The organism is Sorangium sp. So ce381, from assembly GCF_051473845.1.
Taxonomy (GTDB): Bacteria; Myxococcota_A; Polyangia; order Polyangiales; family Polyangiaceae; genus Sorangium; species Sorangium atrum.
Window position 1 is genome coordinate 3,158,926 of sequence record NZ_CP150336.1, and the last position, 18,346, is coordinate 3,177,271.

The window sequence follows — 18,346 nt, forward strand, 5'->3', positions numbered from 1 at the left end:
ACTCAGGATCGTCCTATCGACGATCACCAGGGCTCTCATGGATCTTCGCCGGTTCCTCACGCACGCGGTGCAGATCGCATCTGCGCTGTCGAAACTTCATAAGTCAGGCACCCTTCACCTGGACATCCGCCCCGCGAACCTCTCCGTGCACCCGGAGAGCGGGGAGGTGTCGCTCGACGGTGGGCTGGCCGTGGTGCGCGGCGATCTCGGCCTCTCCGACGAGACGAAGATCAACCCGGAGTCGCTGCCCTACATCGCGCCGGAGCGGACGGGCCGCGTCGACTGGCCGATCGACGAGCGCGCCGATCTCTACTCGCTCGGCGTCACGCTGTACGAGCTGCTCTCCGGCAAGCTGCCGCTCGACGCCGAGGACGCGCCCGCGTGGGCGCACGCCCACATCGCGAGGGTCCCTGTGCCGCTCGCGGAGCTGGTGCATGACGTGCCCCGGATCGTCTCCGAGATCGTGATGAAGCTCCTCGCGAAGTCTCCGGAGGAGCGTTATCAGACCGCCCGCGGGCTCTGGTCGGATCTCCTCATGTGCCAGACCGAGCTGGAGGAGCTCGGGATGATCGACTCGTTCCCGCTCGGGACGGCCGACATCCCGGACCGGCTGCAGCTCCCGACGAAGATCTACGGCAGGAGGCGCGAGCGCGCGATCCTGCTCGAGGCGTTCGAGCGTGTGGTCGCCACGGGCACGGCCGAGCTCGTGCTCGTCGCCGGGTACTCGGGCGTCGGGAAGACCTCGCTCGTGAAGGAGGTGCAGGCGCCCATCGTCCGCGAGCGCGGGGCGTTCATCTCCGGGAAGTTCGATCAGCTCCAGCGCGACATCCCCTACCGCACGATCGCCCAGGCGTTCGGGGAGCTCGTCCGGCAGATCCTGACGGAGAGCCCGCAGTCGCTCGCGGGGTGGAAGCACCGGTTGAGCGACGCGCTCGGCGAGGAGGGGCGGGTCATCATCGACATCATCCCGCAGCTCTCGCTGATCCTCGGCGAGCAGCCGCCGGTGCCGCCGCTCGCGCCGAACGAGGCGCGCAGCCGCTTCGTCCGCGTGTTCCATGCGTTCCTCGGCGTGGTCGCGCGCAAGCGGCACCCGCTCGTGCTGTTCGTGGACGACCTGCAGTGGGCAGATCCCGCCAGCCTGAGGCTCATCCGCGACGTCGTCGCGGCGCCCGAGAAGCGGCACCTGCTCGTGATCGGGGCGTACCGCGACAACGAGGTGACCCCGTCGCACCCGCTCATGGAGGTGCTCCGGCAGATCCACGCCACGGGCGCGCGCGTCTCGACGCTCAGCCTCGACCCGCTCCCGCACGAGAACGTCCTCGAGCTCGTCACGGACACCTTCCGCTGCGAGGACGAGCTGGGGGCTCAGCTCACCAGGCTCCTCGTCCAGAGGACGGGCGGCAACCCGTTCTTCGTGGGCCAGTTCCTGACGGAGCTCTATCGCCAGAAGCTGGTCTGGGTCGATCCCGTGAGCGCCATCTGGTGCTGGAACATCGGGGCCATCGCCGCGCAGAACCTGACCGACAACGTCGTCGACCTGGTGCTGGGCCGCCTCAGGCGGCTGGACGGCGAGACGCAGCGGGTCCTCTCCCTCGCCGCGTGCCTCGGCGCCCGCTTCGACGCCGAGGTCCTCTCGGCCATGTACGGCGAGTCGACCGAGACGACGCACGCCGCCATCTCCCCGGCCATCCGCGAGGGGCTCGTGGCGCGCCGAGGCAGCACGTACAAGTTCCTCCACGACCGCGTGCAGCAGGCCGCGTACCTGCTCATCCGCGAGGGCAACCACGCCTCGACGCACCTGCGCATCGGGCGCCTGCTGCTCGTCCAGACGCCGGAGGAGGCGCTGGAGGACCGGCTGTTCGAGATCACGAACCAGCTGAACATCGGCGCCTCCTTCATCACCGATCCGGGCGAGCGGCGCAGGACGGCCGAGCTGAACCTCCGCGCCGGCAGGAAGGCGAGGGCCTCCGGGGCCTACGGCTCCGCGGTGGCCTACTTCGCCGCGGGCTGCGCGCTGATCGGGGAGGACGACTGGGCGGGAGCCGACGATCTGCTCGCCTTCGCGCTGCACCTCGATCTCGCCGAGAGCGCGTGCGTGAACGGGGAGTTCGATCGGTCCATCGACCTCTGCTCGGTGCTCCTCGAGCGCGCGCGCACGCAGCTCGACAAGGCGGCGGCCTACCGCGTCCTGATGCAGAACCACATGGCCCGGTCCGAGCACGACGCGTGCATCGGCGTCGGGCTGGAGTGCCTCGCGCTGCTCGGCATCAAGCTCGGGAGGCAGCCGGCCGACGAGGAGGTCGTCGCGGAGATCACGGCGCTGCGCGACGCGCTCCGCGATCGCACGGCCGACGAGATCCTCGGCCAGCCGAGGATGACGGCGCCGCCGATGCTCGCGGCGATGGGCGTGATGGCCGTGATGTACGCCTCGACCTTCTACACCGATCCGAACCTCAACGACCTCCTGGTCTGCCAGATGGTCCGGCTCAGCCTGCTCCACGGCAACGCGGAGCCGACCGGCATCGGGTACACGTGCCTCGGCAAGGCGCTCTGCCAGAAGCTCGGCGCGTACCAGGACGGCGACCGGATCGGCAGGGTGGGCTACGAGCTGACCGAGAAGATGAACGCGCTCGTCTACAAGCCCGAGGTGGCCAACCTCTATGGCTGTCTGATCTCGGTCTGGACGCGCCACATCGACACCGGGATCGCCTGCCAGCGCGTGAGCATCCAGGCCGCGAACGAGGTCGGGAACCTGACGTGGGGGAGCTTCAGCAACATCCAGCTCACCCTGAACGTGATCGTGCGGGGCGACCCGATCGAGGAGGTGTACAAGGGCGCGGTGAGCGCGCTCGACTACGCGACGAAGGCGAAGATCACGTTCGCCGCGGACGCCGTGACGAGCATGCTGCGCCTGGTCCAGGCGATGAGGGGCGCCACGCGCCACCTCGGCACGATGAGCGCGGACGACTTCGACGAGCAGGCGTTCGAGGACCGCCTCGAGAAGGAGAGCTTCCCGAGCGTGCGGCTCGTCCATTACGTGATGAAGACCGCGCAGCACCTCCTGGCCTCCAACCCCGACGAGGCGGCCCTGGCCGCGGAGAAGGCGGAGCGCAACATCTCGGGGGGCAACGGGATGTTGTTCTCGGCCGAGTACCACTACTTCGGCGCCCTCGCCCGGGCGGCCCGCTTCTCCGGGGCCCCGGCCGAGGAGCAGGCCGGGCTCCGGCGGTCGCTCGCCGGCCACGAGGAGCAGCTGCGCGTCTGGGCCGAGAGTTGCCCCGACAACTTCGCCGGCAAACACGCGCTCGTAGCGGCGGAGCGCGCGCGCGTCGACGGCAGGCACGACGAGGCCGCGGCGCTCTACGATAAGGCGATCGTGGCCTTCCGCGAGTCCCGGTTCATCCACCAGGAGGCGCTCGCGAGCGAGCTCGCCGCCCGGTTCTACCTGGATCGCGGCTACAGCGGCCTGCCGGGGCTCTATCTGCGGGAGGCGGTGGCGTCGTACTCGCGCTGGGGCGCGAGCGAGAAGGTGAGGCAGCTCGAGCAGCGGCATGCGCTCGTCCTGAATCAGGAGCAGCGCCGCGCGACGAGCAGAGGCGTCATGACGATGGCGGCGGAGGCCATCGACGCGCAGACCGCGGTGAAGGTCTCGCGGTCGCTCTCGAGCGACATGACGCCGAAGGAGATGATGGAGTCGCTCATGCGGCTCGTCGTCGAGCACGAGGGGGCGGAGCGGTGCTGTCTCCTGCTCACCGGGGACGGCCTGCGGCTCGCCGCCGAGGCTGTGGTGGACCGCGACGGCATCAGCATCCGCGTGTACGAGCGGAGCACGGCGCCGCTCGCGACCCGCGTCCCGGCGTCGATCGTCAACTATGTCGAGCGGACGCGGGAGCGGGTGGTGCTCAGCGACGTCGGGGCGAGCGGCGCCTTCGCCGGGGACGAGTACCTCGTGCGCGAGCGGCCGAAGTCGGTGCTGTGCATGCCGCTCATGAAGAACCCCGGCGAGGTGGGCGGCCTCCTCTACCTGGAGAACCGGCTGGTCCACGGCGCGTTCATCCTGCGCCGGCTGCCGCTCCTCGAGTTCCTGGCCGCGCTGTCGCTGCAGAACACCGTGCTCCGCGGCGAGCTGGAGCAGGAGGCGCTGAAGGTCCAGCGGACCGAGGAGGCGCTGCGCCGGAGCGAGAGGGCGCTCCGGGATCTGGCGGAGTCGAGCGACGTCCCCACGTGAGGCGCGGGCCGCGCCGCCGCACCGGCGTGGTGTGGCGGCGCGGCGTTCAGGCGCTCTCGAGCACGTGGCCCACGCTGTCGAGGAACGGCCTGTCCGACACGGAGAGGTGGAGCTGCACGAACCGCCAGTGATCCCCGTGGCGCTCCACCGTGCAGGTCAGTCGGAGCGCGGGCAGGTCGAAGCGCACGCCGCCCATGGTGGCGTGGATACCGAAGCCGGCCGTCCCGGCGCAGGCGGCCGCTCCCCCGGCCAGCAGACGCACCTGGACATCGCCGGTGATCCTGCACACGAGGTCCTTCAGGAGCTCGCTCTGCCGCCGGAACGAGGCCTCGATCTCGGCCCAGCGCGTGAAGTGCAGCTTGTCGTGTGTGCCGTAGAAGATCAGGGCATCGTCACGTACGAACATGTCGCATAACGCGTCCACGTCGCCTCGCTCGAAGGCGCGCGCGAACTCGACGAGCATCTGGCGAACCGAATCTTCTGGACTTGCCGGCTTTCTCTCCGAGGACTCCATGCGCTCGCTGCTCCCGTACCGATCCGAGCCTGATCTCGGCCGAGCATACAGCACCCCGGAGGCGACGCGCGACGCCCTGCGCGCGAAAGCGCTCGGAGCCCGGGCGGCTGCGCGCGACAAGGGTCGTCGCGGTCACGAACACGTAACACCACACGACCCCGACCAGCGCCAGCCGACCAGGTGCCCCCTCGAACCCCGGAACCCAGCTGACCAGAAACCCCACGAGCAGGAACAGCAGCCCCACGCCCTGCAGCTGCGCGATCGACATCCGCTTCAGGAGGGCGCCGACCGAGAGCGAGGGCAGGTACATGCTCAGGAGGTGCACCTGGATCACCCAGCTCGCCTGCTGGACCGAGCACTGTTCGACGCCGCACATCTGGAGCGGCGTCGGCACCATGAGGAGGCTCATCACCAGGAAGGCGCCCGCGCCCATGGCCACCATGGGCCAGTACAGCGCGCGGGCGCGCGCGTCCGGCGCGGCGGAGGCCTCGGCGGCGCGCGCCTCCTGCGGCCCGTGCGCCGCGAACGAGAGCGCCGCCATGAGCTGGAGCGCCGCGAGCATCAGCAGGGCAGCGGGCATGTACCTGGACGTCCGCCCCTCCAGCAGGCCGAAGAGCGAGATGCCGGGGACGATGCCAGCGGCGCTGGCGAGCTGGATCATGGTCAGCAGGCCCGGCGCCCTTGCTGCTCGGCTGCCCCTCGAGGATCGCGAAGCGATACTGCTGCACGAACGCGCCTTGCAGACCGACGCCGCAGACCGCCGCGCAGAACAGCGGGAGATCGGCGCGCTCCACCGCGACCGCCGCGTTGGGCCACGGCCGAGCCCCGCTCGGCGGAAAGACAGACGGAAAGTGTTGAAAATGCCGAGCTATCTTCCGGCCCCTTCTCGCTGTCGCAGAAATCCCTGGCGGGACGATTCCGCGGGGGCGAACCGGTGCGATCCGTCGGATGCCCCGGGATTTGGGGAGAGGGTGACGACGGATCGCAGCCCCTCGGAAGGCGTGGGCCCAACCCGGGCCCAAGGGTCAAGCCCAGGGCCTGGGGCGCTCGCCTTGACCGATCCGTCGCCTCGGGCTGCGGTGGTCGCCTCGCTCGCCAGCACCCTGAGCCGCGCCGTCGCCCTCGAGGATGAGGTGGCAGCCCAGGTCATTCACGAGGCGATCGGTCGGCTGCTCGGGCTGCCGGTGGCACCGGAGGGGTGAGCAAGCTTGGCCGGCGACATGCGGCTCAATCCGCATCTGCACGTGGTCTTCCTCGACGGGGCTTATCACGAAGACGGCACCGAGCTCGTGTGGAACGAACTCGGTCACCTGCGAAGCCAGAAGAGCCTACGAAGGCGGACGATGACGCCGCTCCGAAACGCAAGCGTGGCGGCCGTCGACCGTGGGCCGAGCTCTTGCGCCGCACATTTGCGATCGATGTCCTCGAGTGCCCAGCTTGCAAGGGGCGGATGAAGCTCGTCGCCGTGGTGACCGCGCCAAGGAACATCGCCCGCTTCCTCTCCGCGCTCGGCGAGCCGACCGACGTCCCAGCACGCTCTCCCAGCGTCCACGCGCCGGCCACCGTACTGGAAGAGCACCGTTCTGCGCCGCAAGGCGCCCGGTGACGCCGTAGAGCGTCTCGCGTCGCGCGTCCTGGGCCAGACCAGCGCCCGGACGGGCAGGTGTGCCCACGGCACGCCGATGCGCCCCACAGCGCGCTCGGCGCCGCCCGGACCACGCTCTTTCGACCCAGGACCGAGCCATCACGACGCTCGCCGTCCCACCCTTTAGGTTCGCTGCGCTACACTTCCTCGCGAAGGGCGCTGTGGGCTCAGGTCGCGCCGGGTCAGCGGGCGACCGAGCTCAGTTGACGACCGGGGTGAAGCAACCGATCGACGTGTCGATGCGGAAGTTCGACTCGGTCGTGTGGCGCTCGGCGAAGAAGAAGTCGAGCGTGTAGCTGTTGCCCGGCGTGATGCCGAACTCCTCAGCGCGCGCGTCGAGGTCGATGGTCGCGCTCTCCGGCCTGTGAACACCGCCCAGATCGATCGCGAGGTGGCCGTTGATGAAGGTGAAGAGATCGTCGTCGCCCGAGAAGGTGAACACCTCGCCGCCCTCGTATTCAAACTTGGTGCGGAGCTCGAGCGTGAAGTGGTAGTTGTGGCTCCGGTCCTCGTTGCCAAACCCCATGTCGTCGATCGGGAAGAAGTCGGTGCTGTCGTACGTGGACGTGCCATTCCCGTTGTCGGCGAGCGGGATCGATATCTGGACGGCGGTGTTCACGTCGGGCACGTCGCGGAACCACTGATCGAAGGCCTCCTTGCCGGTCGTGGTCCGCGTGCCCTCGCTGCCGCCCGCATACACCGGCTTGCTGTCCGCGCCGAGCTGAGCCTCGACGAGGCCCCGGTCGCTCCCGAACCGGCCCGCCTCGAAATCAGGGTGCGTGTCCTTGAAGTCGCGGGCGATTGCGATGAGATCGCTGCCGCAGGCGTCGTCGCCCGAGCTCGGGTTACCGCCCGAGCTACCCCCGATCTCGCCGAAAGAAGGATCTTGCCCGAAGTCGCCGCCGCTCGCCGTCCCGGAGCCGCCGCTCGCCGTCCCGGAGCCGCCGCTCGCCGTCCCGGCGCCGTAGGAGGCAGCGTCACCAGCGTCGCTGGTCCCTCCTGCACACGCGGTCGCCGCCACGAGGGTCACGCACGCCGACACCGCCACCACCATCCGCCGATAAGCCATCATGTCTCGCCCCTTTTCCCGACCGCCAGAAGTCATCGAACCCGCACGGGACGACGTCGGAGGCCCCACGTCGCCAGCGTCCTTCCCGGTGGGCAGCGGTGGGTCGAACGGGTCAAAAATTCTTCGACAAAAAAGCTCGGCGTCCCCGGCCGCAACCCCGGAGACCTTCTACATCAGGAGCAGAAAATTCAAACGTATCTGAAGCTCGTCATGGCCTGTCTACGCCGCGGGACGTGGCCCTCCGCGCAGGAGCTCCGTAGAAGCAGTACCCCTTACCCCACAGGGGGAATCGGTGCGTGCGCTCGAACCCCTCGGAGAGGAAGATGCCGGTCCTCGCGCTGCGATCCGGCTTCTTTTACCTACGCGCCGACGTCGCGCTCTGCTTGATTTGCACCTCGTCCAGGAACTTGCCGCCGATCGCGACGCGCTTCTCCGCTGGCGGCGGGACAAGGGCCTCGACGCCGTCGGGCAGCAAGGTCTCGCAGACCAGGTCGTTCCCGCCCGCTTCCGTCGTCTGGAGCGCAGCTTGACGACTGTCCGCGTGTAGGGGTCTCGCTTTGTCCGTCTCGTCGTCATGCCGCTCTTCGCTCAGGCGTCCCCATGCGGAGCGTGACCTCGCGCGCCGTGCCGAGCAGCCGGCAGCGGAGGGCGTCTCCGTTGTAGAAGAAGCGTGCTCGACCGCACAAGGCTGGGCCTTGAAGGATCTCCTCTGTGATCGCGCCGTCGCGCTCGCCAGAGGCGACGGCCCCCCACGCCTGCGACGACTCATGCCTATCTGACGTCGATGATGTTCGTGGAGCGCCTCTGGAAGTCGAGCATGCACGTGAGGCTGAACTCGAAGCCGCTCCAGCCGTTTCCGAACCCGCAGCCGGCAGGGTGCGAGCTGTTGCGAATCGTGCGGTCCGAGGCGCTCCACGACCAGCCGAGGGACGCGGGCGCGCCATTGCAATCGAGCATGTGGATCCAGCCGTACCCATCGCGCACGTCCAGGTGGATGCACTTGTTCGCGGCGACGTTGCGCAGCGATCCGTCGCCGCCGAAGATCCAGCGCGAGGCGGGGCCGCCCGTGTTGTTCACGGCGAATAGCGCTGTCCAATGCGAGCTGTCTGGGTAGTATTCGTCCGCGACGAGCTCTGTGCCCCAGACTCCGTGGACGATCCTCACCTCCGCGCGCTTGCCGCGAAGCAGGCCGCCCGCCGGATCGACGCCCCACGGATTGCCGCCCTCGTCGACGCTCACCTGCGCGAGCCGGCCGCCTCGCCGATCCCAGCCCCGGCGGTTCCACCAGAAGAGCGTGCCGTCGTTGCCCACGACCCAGACGGAGCGCTCCGCGCCGATGCCGATGTCCTGCGCGCCGCCCGCGATCTGGTCCCAGGCGGCCCCGTTCCAACGGTAGATCGCGTTGTACGCGTTCACGACCCACGGCACGCCATCGGGATCGACGTCGATGCGCGCGGCCATGCCGGGCTTCTGCACCCAGCCCGCCTGCCCTTCCCACCGGTAAATGTTGAAGTTGCCGCGGCCGTCGCCGCCGCCGCCGATCGCCCACATGTGGTCGCCGACGGCGCTGCGCCCGACGTCGCGAATGTCGCCGTACACCTGATACCAGCCGCCGTTCCACGTGAAGAGCTTCTGGTCCCTCGTCACGGCCACGGGTTGCCGCCGCTATCGACGTCGATGCGCATTCCGGTGGTGATGCCGCCGATCTCGGTCCACGCGCCGGGCGGGGTGTCGAAACGGTAGACCTTGCCGGTGGTGCCGACCGCCCAGGCCTTGCCGCCGCCGTGGCCGATGTCGAGCCCGGTGCCGCCGGTGCCGAAGAACTGGAGGTCCTGCGCCGTCGCGACGGCGCTGGACATGAGACACGCACCGGCGAGCGCAATACGGACGAGTGATTTCGCTTTCATGGACGTCTCCCTGATCGAGCCCGCGCTCCCGCGGCGGGCCGTGATGGATCATAGGAGCACATTCATCGCGCCGCACGAACGGCATATTGCCCTGGTGCGCGGTGTCGAGCCCGCAGCAGCCATTGCAGCGGTGTTGTCCCCGTCTGCTCCTTGAACGCCTGTTCAACGAACGGACGCTCATCGGCGCCTCCGCCGCGACGGCCGCCCCGCTCGGAGGAAGGGGGTTTGACCCGGTTCGATCCCTGACGGCCTCGAACAGCGCCCCGTGATCCTGAGCGAGATCGCCGCGGCGCGGACGTGCGTCTCCCGCGCACGATCGGAGACGCCGACCCGCGAGCGCATTTCGATCTTCCACCCGGCGCATCCTTCCGGGCATCCTGCGAGCCATGGGCGATCGGCCGAGGCCGTTGCTGATGCCGCGGCCGGATCTCGGCCTGCGCGCGCTCCTCACCGTCATGGAGGGTCGTGGCGCGAACGAGGTTCGCTCGGAGCCACCGCCCTTGCGCTGAAGGACATCGATCTACTCGCTAGACGTTGGGCCATGGATCTCTCCTTCGGCGGCGCGGCGCAGGGGGCACCGGCTCGCGTGCCCGCGCGGGGCCCGGCGGACCGCTCGGCGGCGCGCCCATTGACCGCGGCCCGTGCCGGCGCGAGGTATCCATCATGAACGCGCCAACGTACGAGCTGTACTACTGGCCTGGCATTCAGGGCCGCGGCGAATTCGTGCGCCTCGCGCTCGAGGACGCCGGCGCTCCTTATGCCGATGTCGCCCGCCTGCCCGCGGCGAAGCACGGCGGCGTCGCCGCCATGCAGAAGCTCATGAAGAGCCACGCGCTCGCGCTCGAGCCCTTCGCGCCGCCGTTCCTCCGCTACGGCGATCTCGTGATCGCCCAGGTGGCCAACATCCTCTTCTACCTCGGCCCGCGCCTCGGCCTCGCGCCGGACGACGAGGCGAGCAGGCTCGGCGCCCATCAGCTCCAGCTCACCATCACCGATCTGGTCGCCGAGGTGCACGACACGCACCACCCCATCTCTGTCGAGCTCTATTACGAGGACCAGAAGCCCGAGGCCCTCCGCCGCAGCCAGGCCTTCCTCGCCGAGCGCATGCCCAAGTTCCTCGGCTATTTCGAGCGCGTCCTCGAGCGCCACGGCGGCCGTCACGTCCTGGGAGGCGCGATGTCCTACGTGGATCTCTCGTTGTTCCAGGTGATCGCGGGCCTCCGCTACGCGTTCCCGCACGCCATGGCCGCCTTCGCGCCCAGGATCCCCGGGCTCGTCGCCCTGCACGACCGCATGGCCGAGCGCCCGCGGATCGCCGCCCACCTGGCCTCGGATCGGCGGATACCCTTCAACGAAGACGGCATCTTCCGGCACTATCCGGAGCTCGATCCGGCGCCGTCGAAGAGGCGGTGAATCCGTCCGACGCGATCTCGAGCTTCGTGCGGGTCGCGCTCGCGCAGGGAGCGCTCGCGACGCTGCACCGCGCGTGCGTCACGCGTCGTCTCGACGCTGAGCCGCTGGGGCGGCGTGGAGCAGCTCGCTCGGCGCCGCCCGGACCAGCACATCTTGCCAGGACGTCAGATTGGGCCTGTGCTTTGCGACACCACGGACTCGAGCGTCTTGCGAGATGAGAAAGCCGAGAGCCTCGCGGTGCGCAGCGCAATACCGGAACATTGACCGATACCTCGTTCCGAAGGAGACTCGCCGCATGGGACTGCTGACCTTCTCCATCAACGTCACCCTGGACGGCTGCGTCGACCACCAGGAGGGGATCTCCGACGACGAGACGCACGCCTTCTTCACCCGCCTCATGGACGAGAGCGGCGCGATGCTGTGGGGCCGCGTCACCTACGAGATGATGGAGAGCTACTGGCCGGCGGTCGCCCGCGGCGACGAGGAGGCGCCTCCGGCGATGCGCGAGTGGGCGGTCAAGCTGGAGACCAAGCCGAAGTACGTGGCGTCGTCCACGCGCAAGGACTTCCCGTGGACCAACAGCCACCCCATCGCCGGCGATCTGCGCATGGGCGTGCAGAAGCTCAAGGACGCGACCCCGGCCGGCGTGCTCCTCGGCAGCGGCAAGCTCGCGACCGAGCTGGATCGGCTGGATCTCATCGACGAGTACAAGTTCCTCGTCCACCCCAAGCTCGCCGGCCACGGCCCGACCCTGTACCAGAGCGGGCTGCCCGCCACGCGGCGGCTCGAGCTGGTCTCGGCCAAGCCGCTCCGCTGCGGCGCGGTGGCGATGCACTACCGGCGCGCGCGCTGACGCAGAGGAGCCCCATCGCGCCCAGCTCGCGGGCCAGCGCGTCGTCGGGAGCCTTCTCGCCGCGCAGCACCGCGGCGATGTTCGGGGTGATCGCGCCGCGGATGGCGCGGCCGGCGAGCGCGGCGTACAGGCTCGGCGGGTCGCCGGCGAATGGCGAACCAGCCGCGCGGCGCGCGGCGCACCTCGGCGGGCACCACGAAGGCCGGCTCGGGACAGAGCGCGAGGGCGCGCAGCTGGGCGGTGAGCCACTCGTCCGGCCGCACCGCCGGGTTGCCCAGGCCGACATACTCGCAGAAGCGGTAGAACGCCTCCTCAAGGCACAGGCCGGCGCCGTGCTCGCGCCAGTCGAGGGCGGCGGGCGACTCGAGGAAACTGGCGGCCAGCGGCCTTCGGCCGCATCCAGACCCTAGCGTTCAGATCCGATAAGGTCGATTCCGTCGCCTCGATGGCACTCGGAGGCAACGGCCCCGGCCGAGCTCCAGCTCGAACCGCGCGTCCGCTGGCGCGGACTGGATCTCGATCAAGCCGGCGCGATCCCCAGCCACCGGCACCGCGGCCGCCAGCTGGGCCTGCTTCGACGCGCGCGCCCGCTTCGGCGCCAGGCCAGGCGCCGACCCCGATCGGTGATGCCGCGGGCCCTTCACCGCGGGCCCTTCACCGCGGGCGACGCGACGGCGGAGGGCGCCCCGTTGGGCCACACCAGAGCCGCCCTCGGCGGCGAAACAGGCGGAAGCCATGAGAATCGCTACTGTTTCCAGCGACCGCTCGTCATCGGCCGTTTTTTCTGGCGGGACGATTCCGCGGGGGCGAACCGTCGCGATCCGGTGCTTTGCCCCGAATTTCAGGGAGGCGTGACGACGGATCGCTGCCCGTCGGTGGGGTTGGGCCCAACCCGGGCCCAACCGGCGAGCCTCGATCCTGGGAAGCTCGCGTCGGCCGACGCGTCGCCTCGGGCCCTCGTGGTTGCCTCGCTCGCCGGCCCCCTGAACCGCGCCGTCGCCCTTGGGGATGAGGAGGCGGCGCGGATCGTTCACGAGGCGATCGGTCGGCTGCTCGGCCTGGTGCCAGCACCGGAGGGGAGAGAAAGGTCGCGCCGACGGTAGCAAGCCGCATTGACGAGGCGCCCGGATAGGACAGGTGCGGAGATCCGCGGAAACCGAACTGTCTTGGCCTTGGCCGGCACTGTCGGAGATGGCGGCCGATGTGGCACAGGACAGCTGTTCGCGCCCGATCGAGTGAACGAGCTGAGCCCTTGGGTCGCCGCGTCTCCGACGCCTGCTCTCCGTGTTCACGGAGACCAAGCCCCGGGCCGACCGAACATTCAGTACGACACGCCATCGAGGACGAACAGGATCCGGAGATCGATTCACGTTGCCGATATCGTGGAGGCTCGGCCAGCGCGAGCGGCGGCGCGTCAGCGCGACAGGTCGAGCTCGAAGAGCGGGAGCAGCCGGCCAGGGATGCTGGCAGAGCCCTTCTCGCCCACGCGCCGCGCGCCGCAGGCCTCGTAGAACCGCCCGGCGTTCGGATCGCCCTGGATCACGAGGACGCGGTACCCGCGTCGCCGCGCTTCGTCGCGCGCGTGCGCCAGGAGCGCGCGGCCATGACCGCGCCCGATCTCCTCCGGCTCGACGAAGAGGTGGCCGAGCTCCACCCGGGTCGAGCTCAGGGCCTCGAGCGTGTAAAACCCGAGCGCCTCGTCTCCGCGCACCAGGACGAAGGTCGGATGCCGCGCCACGTACGCCGGCGAGATCGAGAGCTCCGCGCGGCACGCCTCCATGAACTCGCGCGTGTAGCCCCAGTGCACCTTGGAACGGAGGGCGAGCGCGCCGAGGAGCTCAGCCTCCTCGGGGCGAGCGGCCCGGATCACGGGGACCTCAGGCAGGCGAGCCGACCGGGCGCGCCGGGGACGGCGGCGCGCCGGTCTCCGCCGGGCGGTGTCTGCTGGCGCAAGGGCATGGCTTCGGCATGCATGGCTTCGGCATTCTAGCGACGGGCTCCTGACCTCGCGATGTGCTGCGAGCGGACGAGCTCTCCGCGTGACGGCGTCTGCAACCGGCCCCGTCGAGTGATAAGAGAACGTCATGGGGTTCGATGTGCCTTTGATCCGAGAAGCACGGCCGGAGGACGCGCCGCTGCTCGCGGCAGCCGAGCGCGCGATCGCGAGCGTTCCGGGGAAGCTCGCCTCGATGCCCGACGAAATCGTCGACGACGACCTTCGAAAGAAGATAGTCGAGCTCGACGATCGCTGCGGCGGCATCTATCTCGTCGCCGAACACGCGGGCACGGTCGTCGGGCATGCGTTCTTGGAACCGCTCTCACTTGCCGCGACGTCGCACGTCGTCAGGCTGATGATCGCCGTTCACGAAGGCCATCAACGCCAAGGCGTTGGCAGAGCCCTCATGAACTCGCTCTTGCGCTGGGCGCGGTCAAACCCGCGCGTTGAAAAGGTCGAGCTTCAGGTGCGCTCGTCGAACGAGCCCGCGATCGCGCTTTATCGATCACTCGGGTTCGTCGAAGAGGGGCGTAAGACGAGGCGGCTGAAGATCGGTCCGAACGAGTATCTTGACGACGTTTACATGGCTCTGTGGGTTGGTCCGTAAAGCGCGAACCTTGCGCGCTCTCTAGAACGATACTCTTGCGTTTTGGCTTGTATGGGAAGGTGCCGGCCACTGCGAATCGCCAACGTTGACGTTGCGTGGTTCTGAGTGCGGCGATGCAACTACCAGTCCCGCTGCCAAGCAATTCTACGCAATGCTCGATCGCCAAAATCGATAGGTGATTTTTTTGTGTCGGCTCCAGGCTGCCAAACCGTTGAGATACGGAGGAAGCGGGTCGCCGATGATGACCTATCCCGATCGATGACGAATGCGCGGCGCCGCGCACTGACCTTCAGATTAGACCAGTGCGACGACTCCCCGCAGGCTGTGGAGTGAAGGCTGCCTCATCGTCGATGCATGGATAATTTGTTGATACAGCGTCACTTTTCAAGGAGCGCCGTCGTCCTTGGGGATGAGGAGGCGGCGCGGATCGTTCACGAGGCGAAAGGGAGGCTGCTCGGCCTGGTGCCAGCACGTGATCCAAGGCCGGGAACTCCTCGGCGACAACGGGGAGGGGTGCGGGGGTCGGCGCCGAAGTGCCCGCGGAGGCGGCCGAGGAAGAACGGCTCCTGCGCGGCCTGGGCCGCCGCCATCGCGCCCATCAGATCCGTGAGGGAAGGCGTGGGGGTTTGGGGCTTGTCGTTATCCATGGTCTTGTCGCCAGCGTGGGGTGGACAATCTCACACGAATGAGTGAACTCAATGCTCCGTTCCTCGAACGCCGCCGTTCCAGAACGCCCCCTGGCATCGTTCCGGCCATCTTCGCATACTCCGGACGTAATCCTCAGCGTCGCGGCGACGGGGCGGCGTCCCTCCTTACCCGTCGCAGGGCCCGCGCGCCGTGCATTGGGTGCAGCTCTGGCTCGACGGACCGCGACGTGCGTTCGCCATGACGGGCTCGGGCCGGGTGCCCACCTACGCCGCGTCGAACCCGAACGCCATCGGTTCCACGTTGGATCGTGCGCGGGTGCTGCCGTTCGGGGTTGCGAGGGCAAGTTCAGATGATCGAGGATGCAGCGCACCACCGCTGAGTCGGTGATCGTGGAAGCGTGGTCGCGGCACAAAGCGACGTCGATGTCGTCGGCGACGCTGAACCGAGAGAGCCACTCCGCGATCGGGAGGGGCCGCGACGGATCGATGGCGACGTCCAGGATCATGAGCTGTCCACCGACCCGGACCACGGGCGCGACGTGGTGGGACCACGTCACGGTTCCGGACGGCTCGTTGGTTGTCTGGAAGACCAGCCGCTTGCGCGGCTTTGCCCTGACTCTGGCAAAGTAGGGCGTCGGATAGTCCCATTGGTGGAAGAAGTAGACCGCTGCCTCGGCCCGCTCCTCGCAGCCGTTGTCGGCCGCGAGCCAGGGAATCCGCCGCAGAAACTCGGCTTGCTCCGGCACGGTGAGCAGCCGGCTGTCGCGGATCGCGGCGAACCCGGAGCTCAGCTGCTCCCCGGTCCACGTGGGAACGCAATCGGCTGCCAGGCTTCCGGGCGGGCCCTTGAGCTCGTCGAACGAGCGCGGACCGTCGGGCAGCCGTCGGGCAGCTGGCAGGTCCCGCTCGCGTTGCCTCCGGGGGATCCTTCGTCACCCGGCGAGCCCGCGCCGGACGGCGGGGAGTCGACGGCGTCCTCTAGCTAGCAGCGATCCCGTGCCGGCGCGCTCGATGTCAGGAGCCGGATCGGAATAAGCGCCCTCGTCGCCTCCACAGGCCGAGGCGGCCAGGGCCGCCCCCGCGACACACAACACTCTTGCAAGAGTAAAATAAGACTGTCGCATGAATCTGATCTCCCTGCGTAAGACATGAAGCGCCCCGAGAGGAGCCGTCACGCTCGGAGCATGTCGGGGACCACGGGGTGCGGCGCACCATAGCACCGCTCGCGGTCCCCGCACGGCAGACATCGGCGATTCTCGAGGCTCGGCTGGCTCCTGCGCCGCCGCTCGACGGTTACCGGGTGGATGCCGGCAACCCCGGTCGTCCTTCGCTCGAACCGCATCGGATCGCGCCGTTTTCCTGCTGTGCGCAACCACGCACCGCGACGCGAGGACTTCCCTCTGCAGGGGCGCAGTGCCTCGGTGTACAATGCTCATCATGAAGAGCTTTTCCTGATGAGCACGCTGTGTCTGCCTGTCGCGTGCAGCCCCGAGAACCCGGACTTCGATCCAGCGAGCTCCGACGCCACGAGCACGGGGACGTCCGGCGGGGGCGGCGGCTTGCCCGCTTGCGATGATGGGCAGACGTTCTGCTCCGGATCCTGCGCGGACACGAGCTCCGGCATCGCCCACGCATCGTGAGCGAGCTGATCGAGTCGGCACCACTCATGGCGTGTCTGTCGGATCGCGAGCGGCTTCTCCGCTCGATGCTGCGCCGTGCGACCGGGCAATGTGCTCTTGTCTTTGTTGAGCTCCTCGTGACGGTGAGCGACTGGTCCACGAGGACGTCGTCGCCGAGCTCGACCCAGTTCGGGTGTGCGTAGAAGTCCTGCACCGCGTGAAGCGAACGGGAAAGGGCCAGGCGACACCTCGCCACGCGCGTCCGCGCAGGGCGCGTGTTGGTCGAGGCTCCTTCCGGGCGAGTTTGCGGTGCAGGACCGTGGTTATCGGCTTGGCCTGCCCAGGCCGCACGGCACCACCATCACTGCGTCATGAACCGTCCGCGCGACGCGGGCGAGGTCAGCGCTCTCTCCGCCACGCGGACGGAGCCCACTGCACTGCCACGCGACATTCGCTCGCTGGCCTTGCGGACGCTGGGTAGAAGTTGCGGATGCTGGCGGCGGCCTGCGGCCGCCAGGCCTGATCCGCCGGCGCCCTACCAGCCTGCCAGCCGGGGGACGAGCACCCGGATGCTGACGCCGGCGATGAGCAGGCAGCCGGCCAGAAACAGCATGGGGGCGAGCTGGCTGCCGGTCGCGTCGTAGATGCGCGGCACCACGTTCTGGGCCACGAAGCCGCCGAGGTTGCCCACCGAGTTGATGGCGGCGATGCCAGCGGCGGCGTGCGGGCCCGCGAGGAGCTTCTGGGGCACGCTCCAGAACACCGGCTGGCCGGCGAAGATGGCGGCGGCGGCGACGCACAGCAGGGCGAACTTGGGTGCTGCGCCCGGCACGACCACGCTCAGCACCAGGGTGACGGCGCCCAGCAGCATGGGGCCGGAGATGTGCCAGGCGCTGACGCCGTTGCGGGCGGCATGGCGCGGCACCCACCAGAGCGCCAAGGCGACGAAGACCCAGGGGATGACGTTGATGAAGCCGTTCTGGATGTTCGAGGCGCCGAAGCCCTTCACGAGGGTGGGCAGCCAGTAGCTGAGGCCGTAAGCGCCGAGCGGCAAGCCGACATACAGGCCGGCGAGCGCCATCACTCGTATGTCCAGCAAGGCCCGCCAGGGGGAGCCTTCCGCCTGTTGGCGGGGCTCCGCGGCGAGGGTCCTGGCGAGCCAGGCCTTCTGGTCGGGGGTGAGGAAGCGGGCCTGCTCGGGGTGGCTCGGCAGGCGCCAGAGGACGTAGGGCGCGAGCAGGACGGCGGGAGCGCCGGTGGCCACGAACACCCACTGCCAGCCAGCCAGTCCCAGGAGGCCGTTGAGATCGAGCAGCGCGCCGCCGACGACCGAGCCCACCGCGTTGGCCACGGCGCTGGCCATCATGAAGGCGCCGATCATGCGGGCGCGGTGCGCATGCGGGTACCAGAGGGTCAGGACGTAGAGCACGCCCGGGAAGAAGCCGGCCTCCGTCACGCCCAGCAGGAAGCGCAGGACGAAGAACATGGCCGGGCTCTGGGTGAACCCCAGCGCGATGGTGACGAGGCCCCAGGTGCCCATGATCCGGCTGAACCAGACCCCGGCGCCGACGCGGACGAGGATCAGGTTGGCCGGCGCCTCGAACAGGAAGTAGCCGAGGAAGAACAGCGAGGCGCCGAGGCCGTATGCGGCTTCGGTGAGGCCCAGGGCGCCCACCATCTCCAGCTTGGCATAGGAGACGTTCTGCCGGTCGATGTACGCGATCAGGTACATCAGGCAGAAGAGCGGCATCAGGCCACGGGTGATCCGCTTCAGGGTCGCGGCGCCGATGTCCGGGGTCGCGACGCCCATGTCCGGGGCCGCGGGGCCCATGTCCGGGGCCGCGCCCC

The 18,346-nt window shown here is 69.1% G+C and carries 16 protein-coding genes and 1 pseudogene; 8 read left to right on the top strand and 9 right to left on the bottom strand.

What is annotated here, in order from left to right:
• Positions 1-37 precede the first annotated feature (37 nt).
• Positions 38-4,228 (top strand): ATP-binding protein, encoded by a 4,191-nt coding sequence (locus WMF29_RS12055; protein WP_437328973.1) that lies wholly within the window; start codon positions 38-40, stop codon positions 4,226-4,228.
• 46 nt (positions 4,229-4,274) lie between these two features.
• Here the strand turns inward: WMF29_RS12055 and WMF29_RS12060 are convergent, their stop codons facing one another.
• Positions 4,275-4,691, bottom strand: coding sequence for a nuclear transport factor 2 family protein (locus WMF29_RS12060; RefSeq protein WP_437328974.1), 417 nt, complete (start codon positions 4,689-4,691; stop codon positions 4,275-4,277).
• Positions 4,621-5,403, bottom strand: a complete 783-nt coding sequence (locus tag WMF29_RS12065) for a hypothetical protein (protein ID WP_437328975.1) — start codon at positions 5,401-5,403, stop codon at positions 4,621-4,623. The genes WMF29_RS12060 and WMF29_RS12065 overlap by 71 nt, the downstream gene beginning before the upstream one ends.
• Before the next feature lie 391 nt (positions 5,404-5,794).
• On the opposite strand from WMF29_RS12065, the gene WMF29_RS12070 reads away from it, so the two are divergent.
• From WMF29_RS12070 to WMF29_RS12080, 3 genes are read left to right on the top strand one after another with little or no spacing between them, the layout of a single operon-like run.
• Positions 5,795-5,944: a hypothetical protein gene (locus WMF29_RS12070; RefSeq protein WP_437328976.1), complete on the top strand. Its 150-nt coding sequence runs from the start codon at positions 5,795-5,797 to the stop codon at positions 5,942-5,944.
• An 18-nt stretch (positions 5,945-5,962) separates the two neighbouring features.
• The gene (locus WMF29_RS12075) at positions 5,963-6,196 is read left to right on the top strand and encodes a transposase (RefSeq protein ID WP_437331108.1); all 234 of its coding nucleotides are present in this window, start codon (positions 5,963-5,965) and stop codon (positions 6,194-6,196) included.
• Entirely contained in the window at positions 6,193-6,348 is a 156-nt protein-coding gene (locus WMF29_RS12080) for a hypothetical protein (protein WP_437328977.1), read from the top strand. Before WMF29_RS12075 ends, WMF29_RS12080 begins: the two co-directional genes overlap by 4 nt.
• 238 nt (positions 6,349-6,586) lie before the next feature.
• Here the strand turns inward: WMF29_RS12080 and WMF29_RS12085 are convergent, their stop codons facing one another.
• From WMF29_RS12085 to WMF29_RS12095, 3 genes are all read right to left on the bottom strand, one after another.
• Positions 6,587-7,459, bottom strand: a complete 873-nt coding sequence (locus WMF29_RS12085) for a fibro-slime domain-containing protein (protein ID WP_437328978.1) — start codon at positions 7,457-7,459, stop codon at positions 6,587-6,589.
• A gap of 768 nt (positions 7,460-8,227) precedes the next feature.
• Entirely contained in the window at positions 8,228-9,109 is an 882-nt protein-coding gene (locus tag WMF29_RS12090; RefSeq protein WP_437328979.1) for a tectonin domain-containing protein, read from the bottom strand.
• A complete protein-coding gene (locus tag WMF29_RS12095; RefSeq protein WP_437328980.1) occupies positions 9,100-9,363 on the bottom strand; it encodes a hypothetical protein in 264 nt (87 codons plus the stop codon). The genes WMF29_RS12090 and WMF29_RS12095 overlap by 10 nt, the downstream gene beginning before the upstream one ends.
• Positions 9,364-10,026: 663 nt before the next feature.
• Between WMF29_RS12095 and WMF29_RS12100 the strand changes: the two genes are divergently transcribed.
• Together WMF29_RS12100 and WMF29_RS12105 are read left to right on the top strand one after the other, a co-directional pair.
• Entirely contained in the window at positions 10,027-10,776 is a 750-nt protein-coding gene (locus tag WMF29_RS12100) for a glutathione S-transferase (RefSeq protein WP_437328981.1), read from the top strand.
• Positions 10,777-11,071: 295 nt separating this feature from the next.
• Positions 11,072-11,629 (top strand): dihydrofolate reductase family protein, encoded by a 558-nt coding sequence (locus tag WMF29_RS12105; RefSeq protein WP_437328982.1) that lies wholly within the window; start codon positions 11,072-11,074, stop codon positions 11,627-11,629.
• 1,414 nt (positions 11,630-13,043) lie between these two features.
• On the opposite strand, the gene WMF29_RS12110 is transcribed toward WMF29_RS12105, so the two are convergent.
• A complete protein-coding gene (locus WMF29_RS12110; RefSeq protein WP_437328983.1) occupies positions 13,044-13,499 on the bottom strand; it encodes a GNAT family N-acetyltransferase in 456 nt (151 codons plus the stop codon).
• A gap of 214 nt (positions 13,500-13,713) precedes the next feature.
• Between WMF29_RS12110 and WMF29_RS12115 the strand changes: the two genes are divergently transcribed.
• Complete coding sequence (locus tag WMF29_RS12115) at positions 13,714-14,232, top strand: GNAT family N-acetyltransferase (RefSeq protein ID WP_272094494.1); 519 nt, start codon at positions 13,714-13,716, stop codon at positions 14,230-14,232.
• Positions 14,233-14,830: 598 nt separating this feature from the next.
• Here the strand turns inward: WMF29_RS12115 and WMF29_RS12120 are convergent.
• Positions 14,831-15,625 carry a protein-glutamine glutaminase family protein gene (locus WMF29_RS12120; RefSeq protein ID WP_437328984.1) on the bottom strand — a complete coding sequence of 265 codons (795 nt, stop codon included), beginning with the start codon at positions 15,623-15,625 and terminating at the stop codon, positions 14,831-14,833.
• 708 nt (positions 15,626-16,333) lie between these two features.
• On the opposite strand from WMF29_RS12120, the gene WMF29_RS12125 reads away from it, so the two are divergent.
• Positions 16,334-16,519 (top strand): hypothetical protein, encoded by a 186-nt coding sequence (locus tag WMF29_RS12125; protein WP_437331270.1) that lies wholly within the window; start codon positions 16,334-16,336, stop codon positions 16,517-16,519.
• Between the two features lie 178 nt (positions 16,520-16,697).
• Here WMF29_RS12125 and WMF29_RS12130 read toward each other — a convergent pair.
• Together WMF29_RS12130 and WMF29_RS12135 are read right to left on the bottom strand one after the other, a co-directional pair.
• A pseudogene (locus WMF29_RS12130) lies at positions 16,698-16,754 on the bottom strand (hypothetical protein); the annotation flags it as partial.
• A gap of 279 nt (positions 16,755-17,033) precedes the next feature.
• Positions 17,034-18,308, bottom strand: coding sequence for an MFS transporter (locus tag WMF29_RS12135; protein WP_437331109.1), 1,275 nt, complete (start codon positions 18,306-18,308; stop codon positions 17,034-17,036).
• Positions 18,309-18,346: the final 38 nt, after the last annotated feature.

What these genes read in the sequence shown, in the direction of transcription:
- WMF29_RS12075 (WP_437331108.1), top strand. Translation starts at nt 5,963, where the DNA reads ATGCGGCTCAATCCGCATCTGCACGTGGTCTTCCTCGACGGGGCTTAT.
- WMF29_RS12080 (WP_437328977.1), top strand. Translation starts at nt 6,193, where the DNA reads ATGAAGCTCGTCGCCGTGGTGACCGCGCCAAGGAACATCGCCCGCTTC.
- WMF29_RS12135 (WP_437331109.1), bottom strand. Translation starts at nt 18,308, where the DNA reads ATGGGCGTCGCGACCCCGGACATCGGCGCCGCGACCCTGAAGCGGATC.
- WMF29_RS12065 (WP_437328975.1), bottom strand. Translation starts at nt 5,403, where the DNA reads ATGATCCAGCTCGCCAGCGCCGCTGGCATCGTCCCCGGCATCTCGCTC.
- WMF29_RS12115 (WP_272094494.1), top strand. Translation starts at nt 13,714, where the DNA reads ATGGGGTTCGATGTGCCTTTGATCCGAGAAGCACGGCCGGAGGACGCG.
- WMF29_RS12125 (WP_437331270.1), top strand. Translation starts at nt 16,334, where the DNA reads ATGAGCACGCTGTGTCTGCCTGTCGCGTGCAGCCCCGAGAACCCGGAC.
- WMF29_RS12060 (WP_437328974.1), bottom strand. Translation starts at nt 4,691, where the DNA reads ATGCTCGTCGAGTTCGCGCGCGCCTTCGAGCGAGGCGACGTGGACGCG.
- WMF29_RS12055 (WP_437328973.1), top strand. Translation starts at nt 38, where the DNA reads ATGGATCTTCGCCGGTTCCTCACGCACGCGGTGCAGATCGCATCTGCG.
- WMF29_RS12100 (WP_437328981.1), top strand. Translation starts at nt 10,027, where the DNA reads ATGAACGCGCCAACGTACGAGCTGTACTACTGGCCTGGCATTCAGGGC.
- WMF29_RS12085 (WP_437328978.1), bottom strand. Translation starts at nt 7,459, where the DNA reads ATGATGGCTTATCGGCGGATGGTGGTGGCGGTGTCGGCGTGCGTGACC.
- WMF29_RS12105 (WP_437328982.1), top strand. Translation starts at nt 11,072, where the DNA reads ATGGGACTGCTGACCTTCTCCATCAACGTCACCCTGGACGGCTGCGTC.
- WMF29_RS12095 (WP_437328980.1), bottom strand. Translation starts at nt 9,363, where the DNA reads ATGAAAGCGAAATCACTCGTCCGTATTGCGCTCGCCGGTGCGTGTCTC.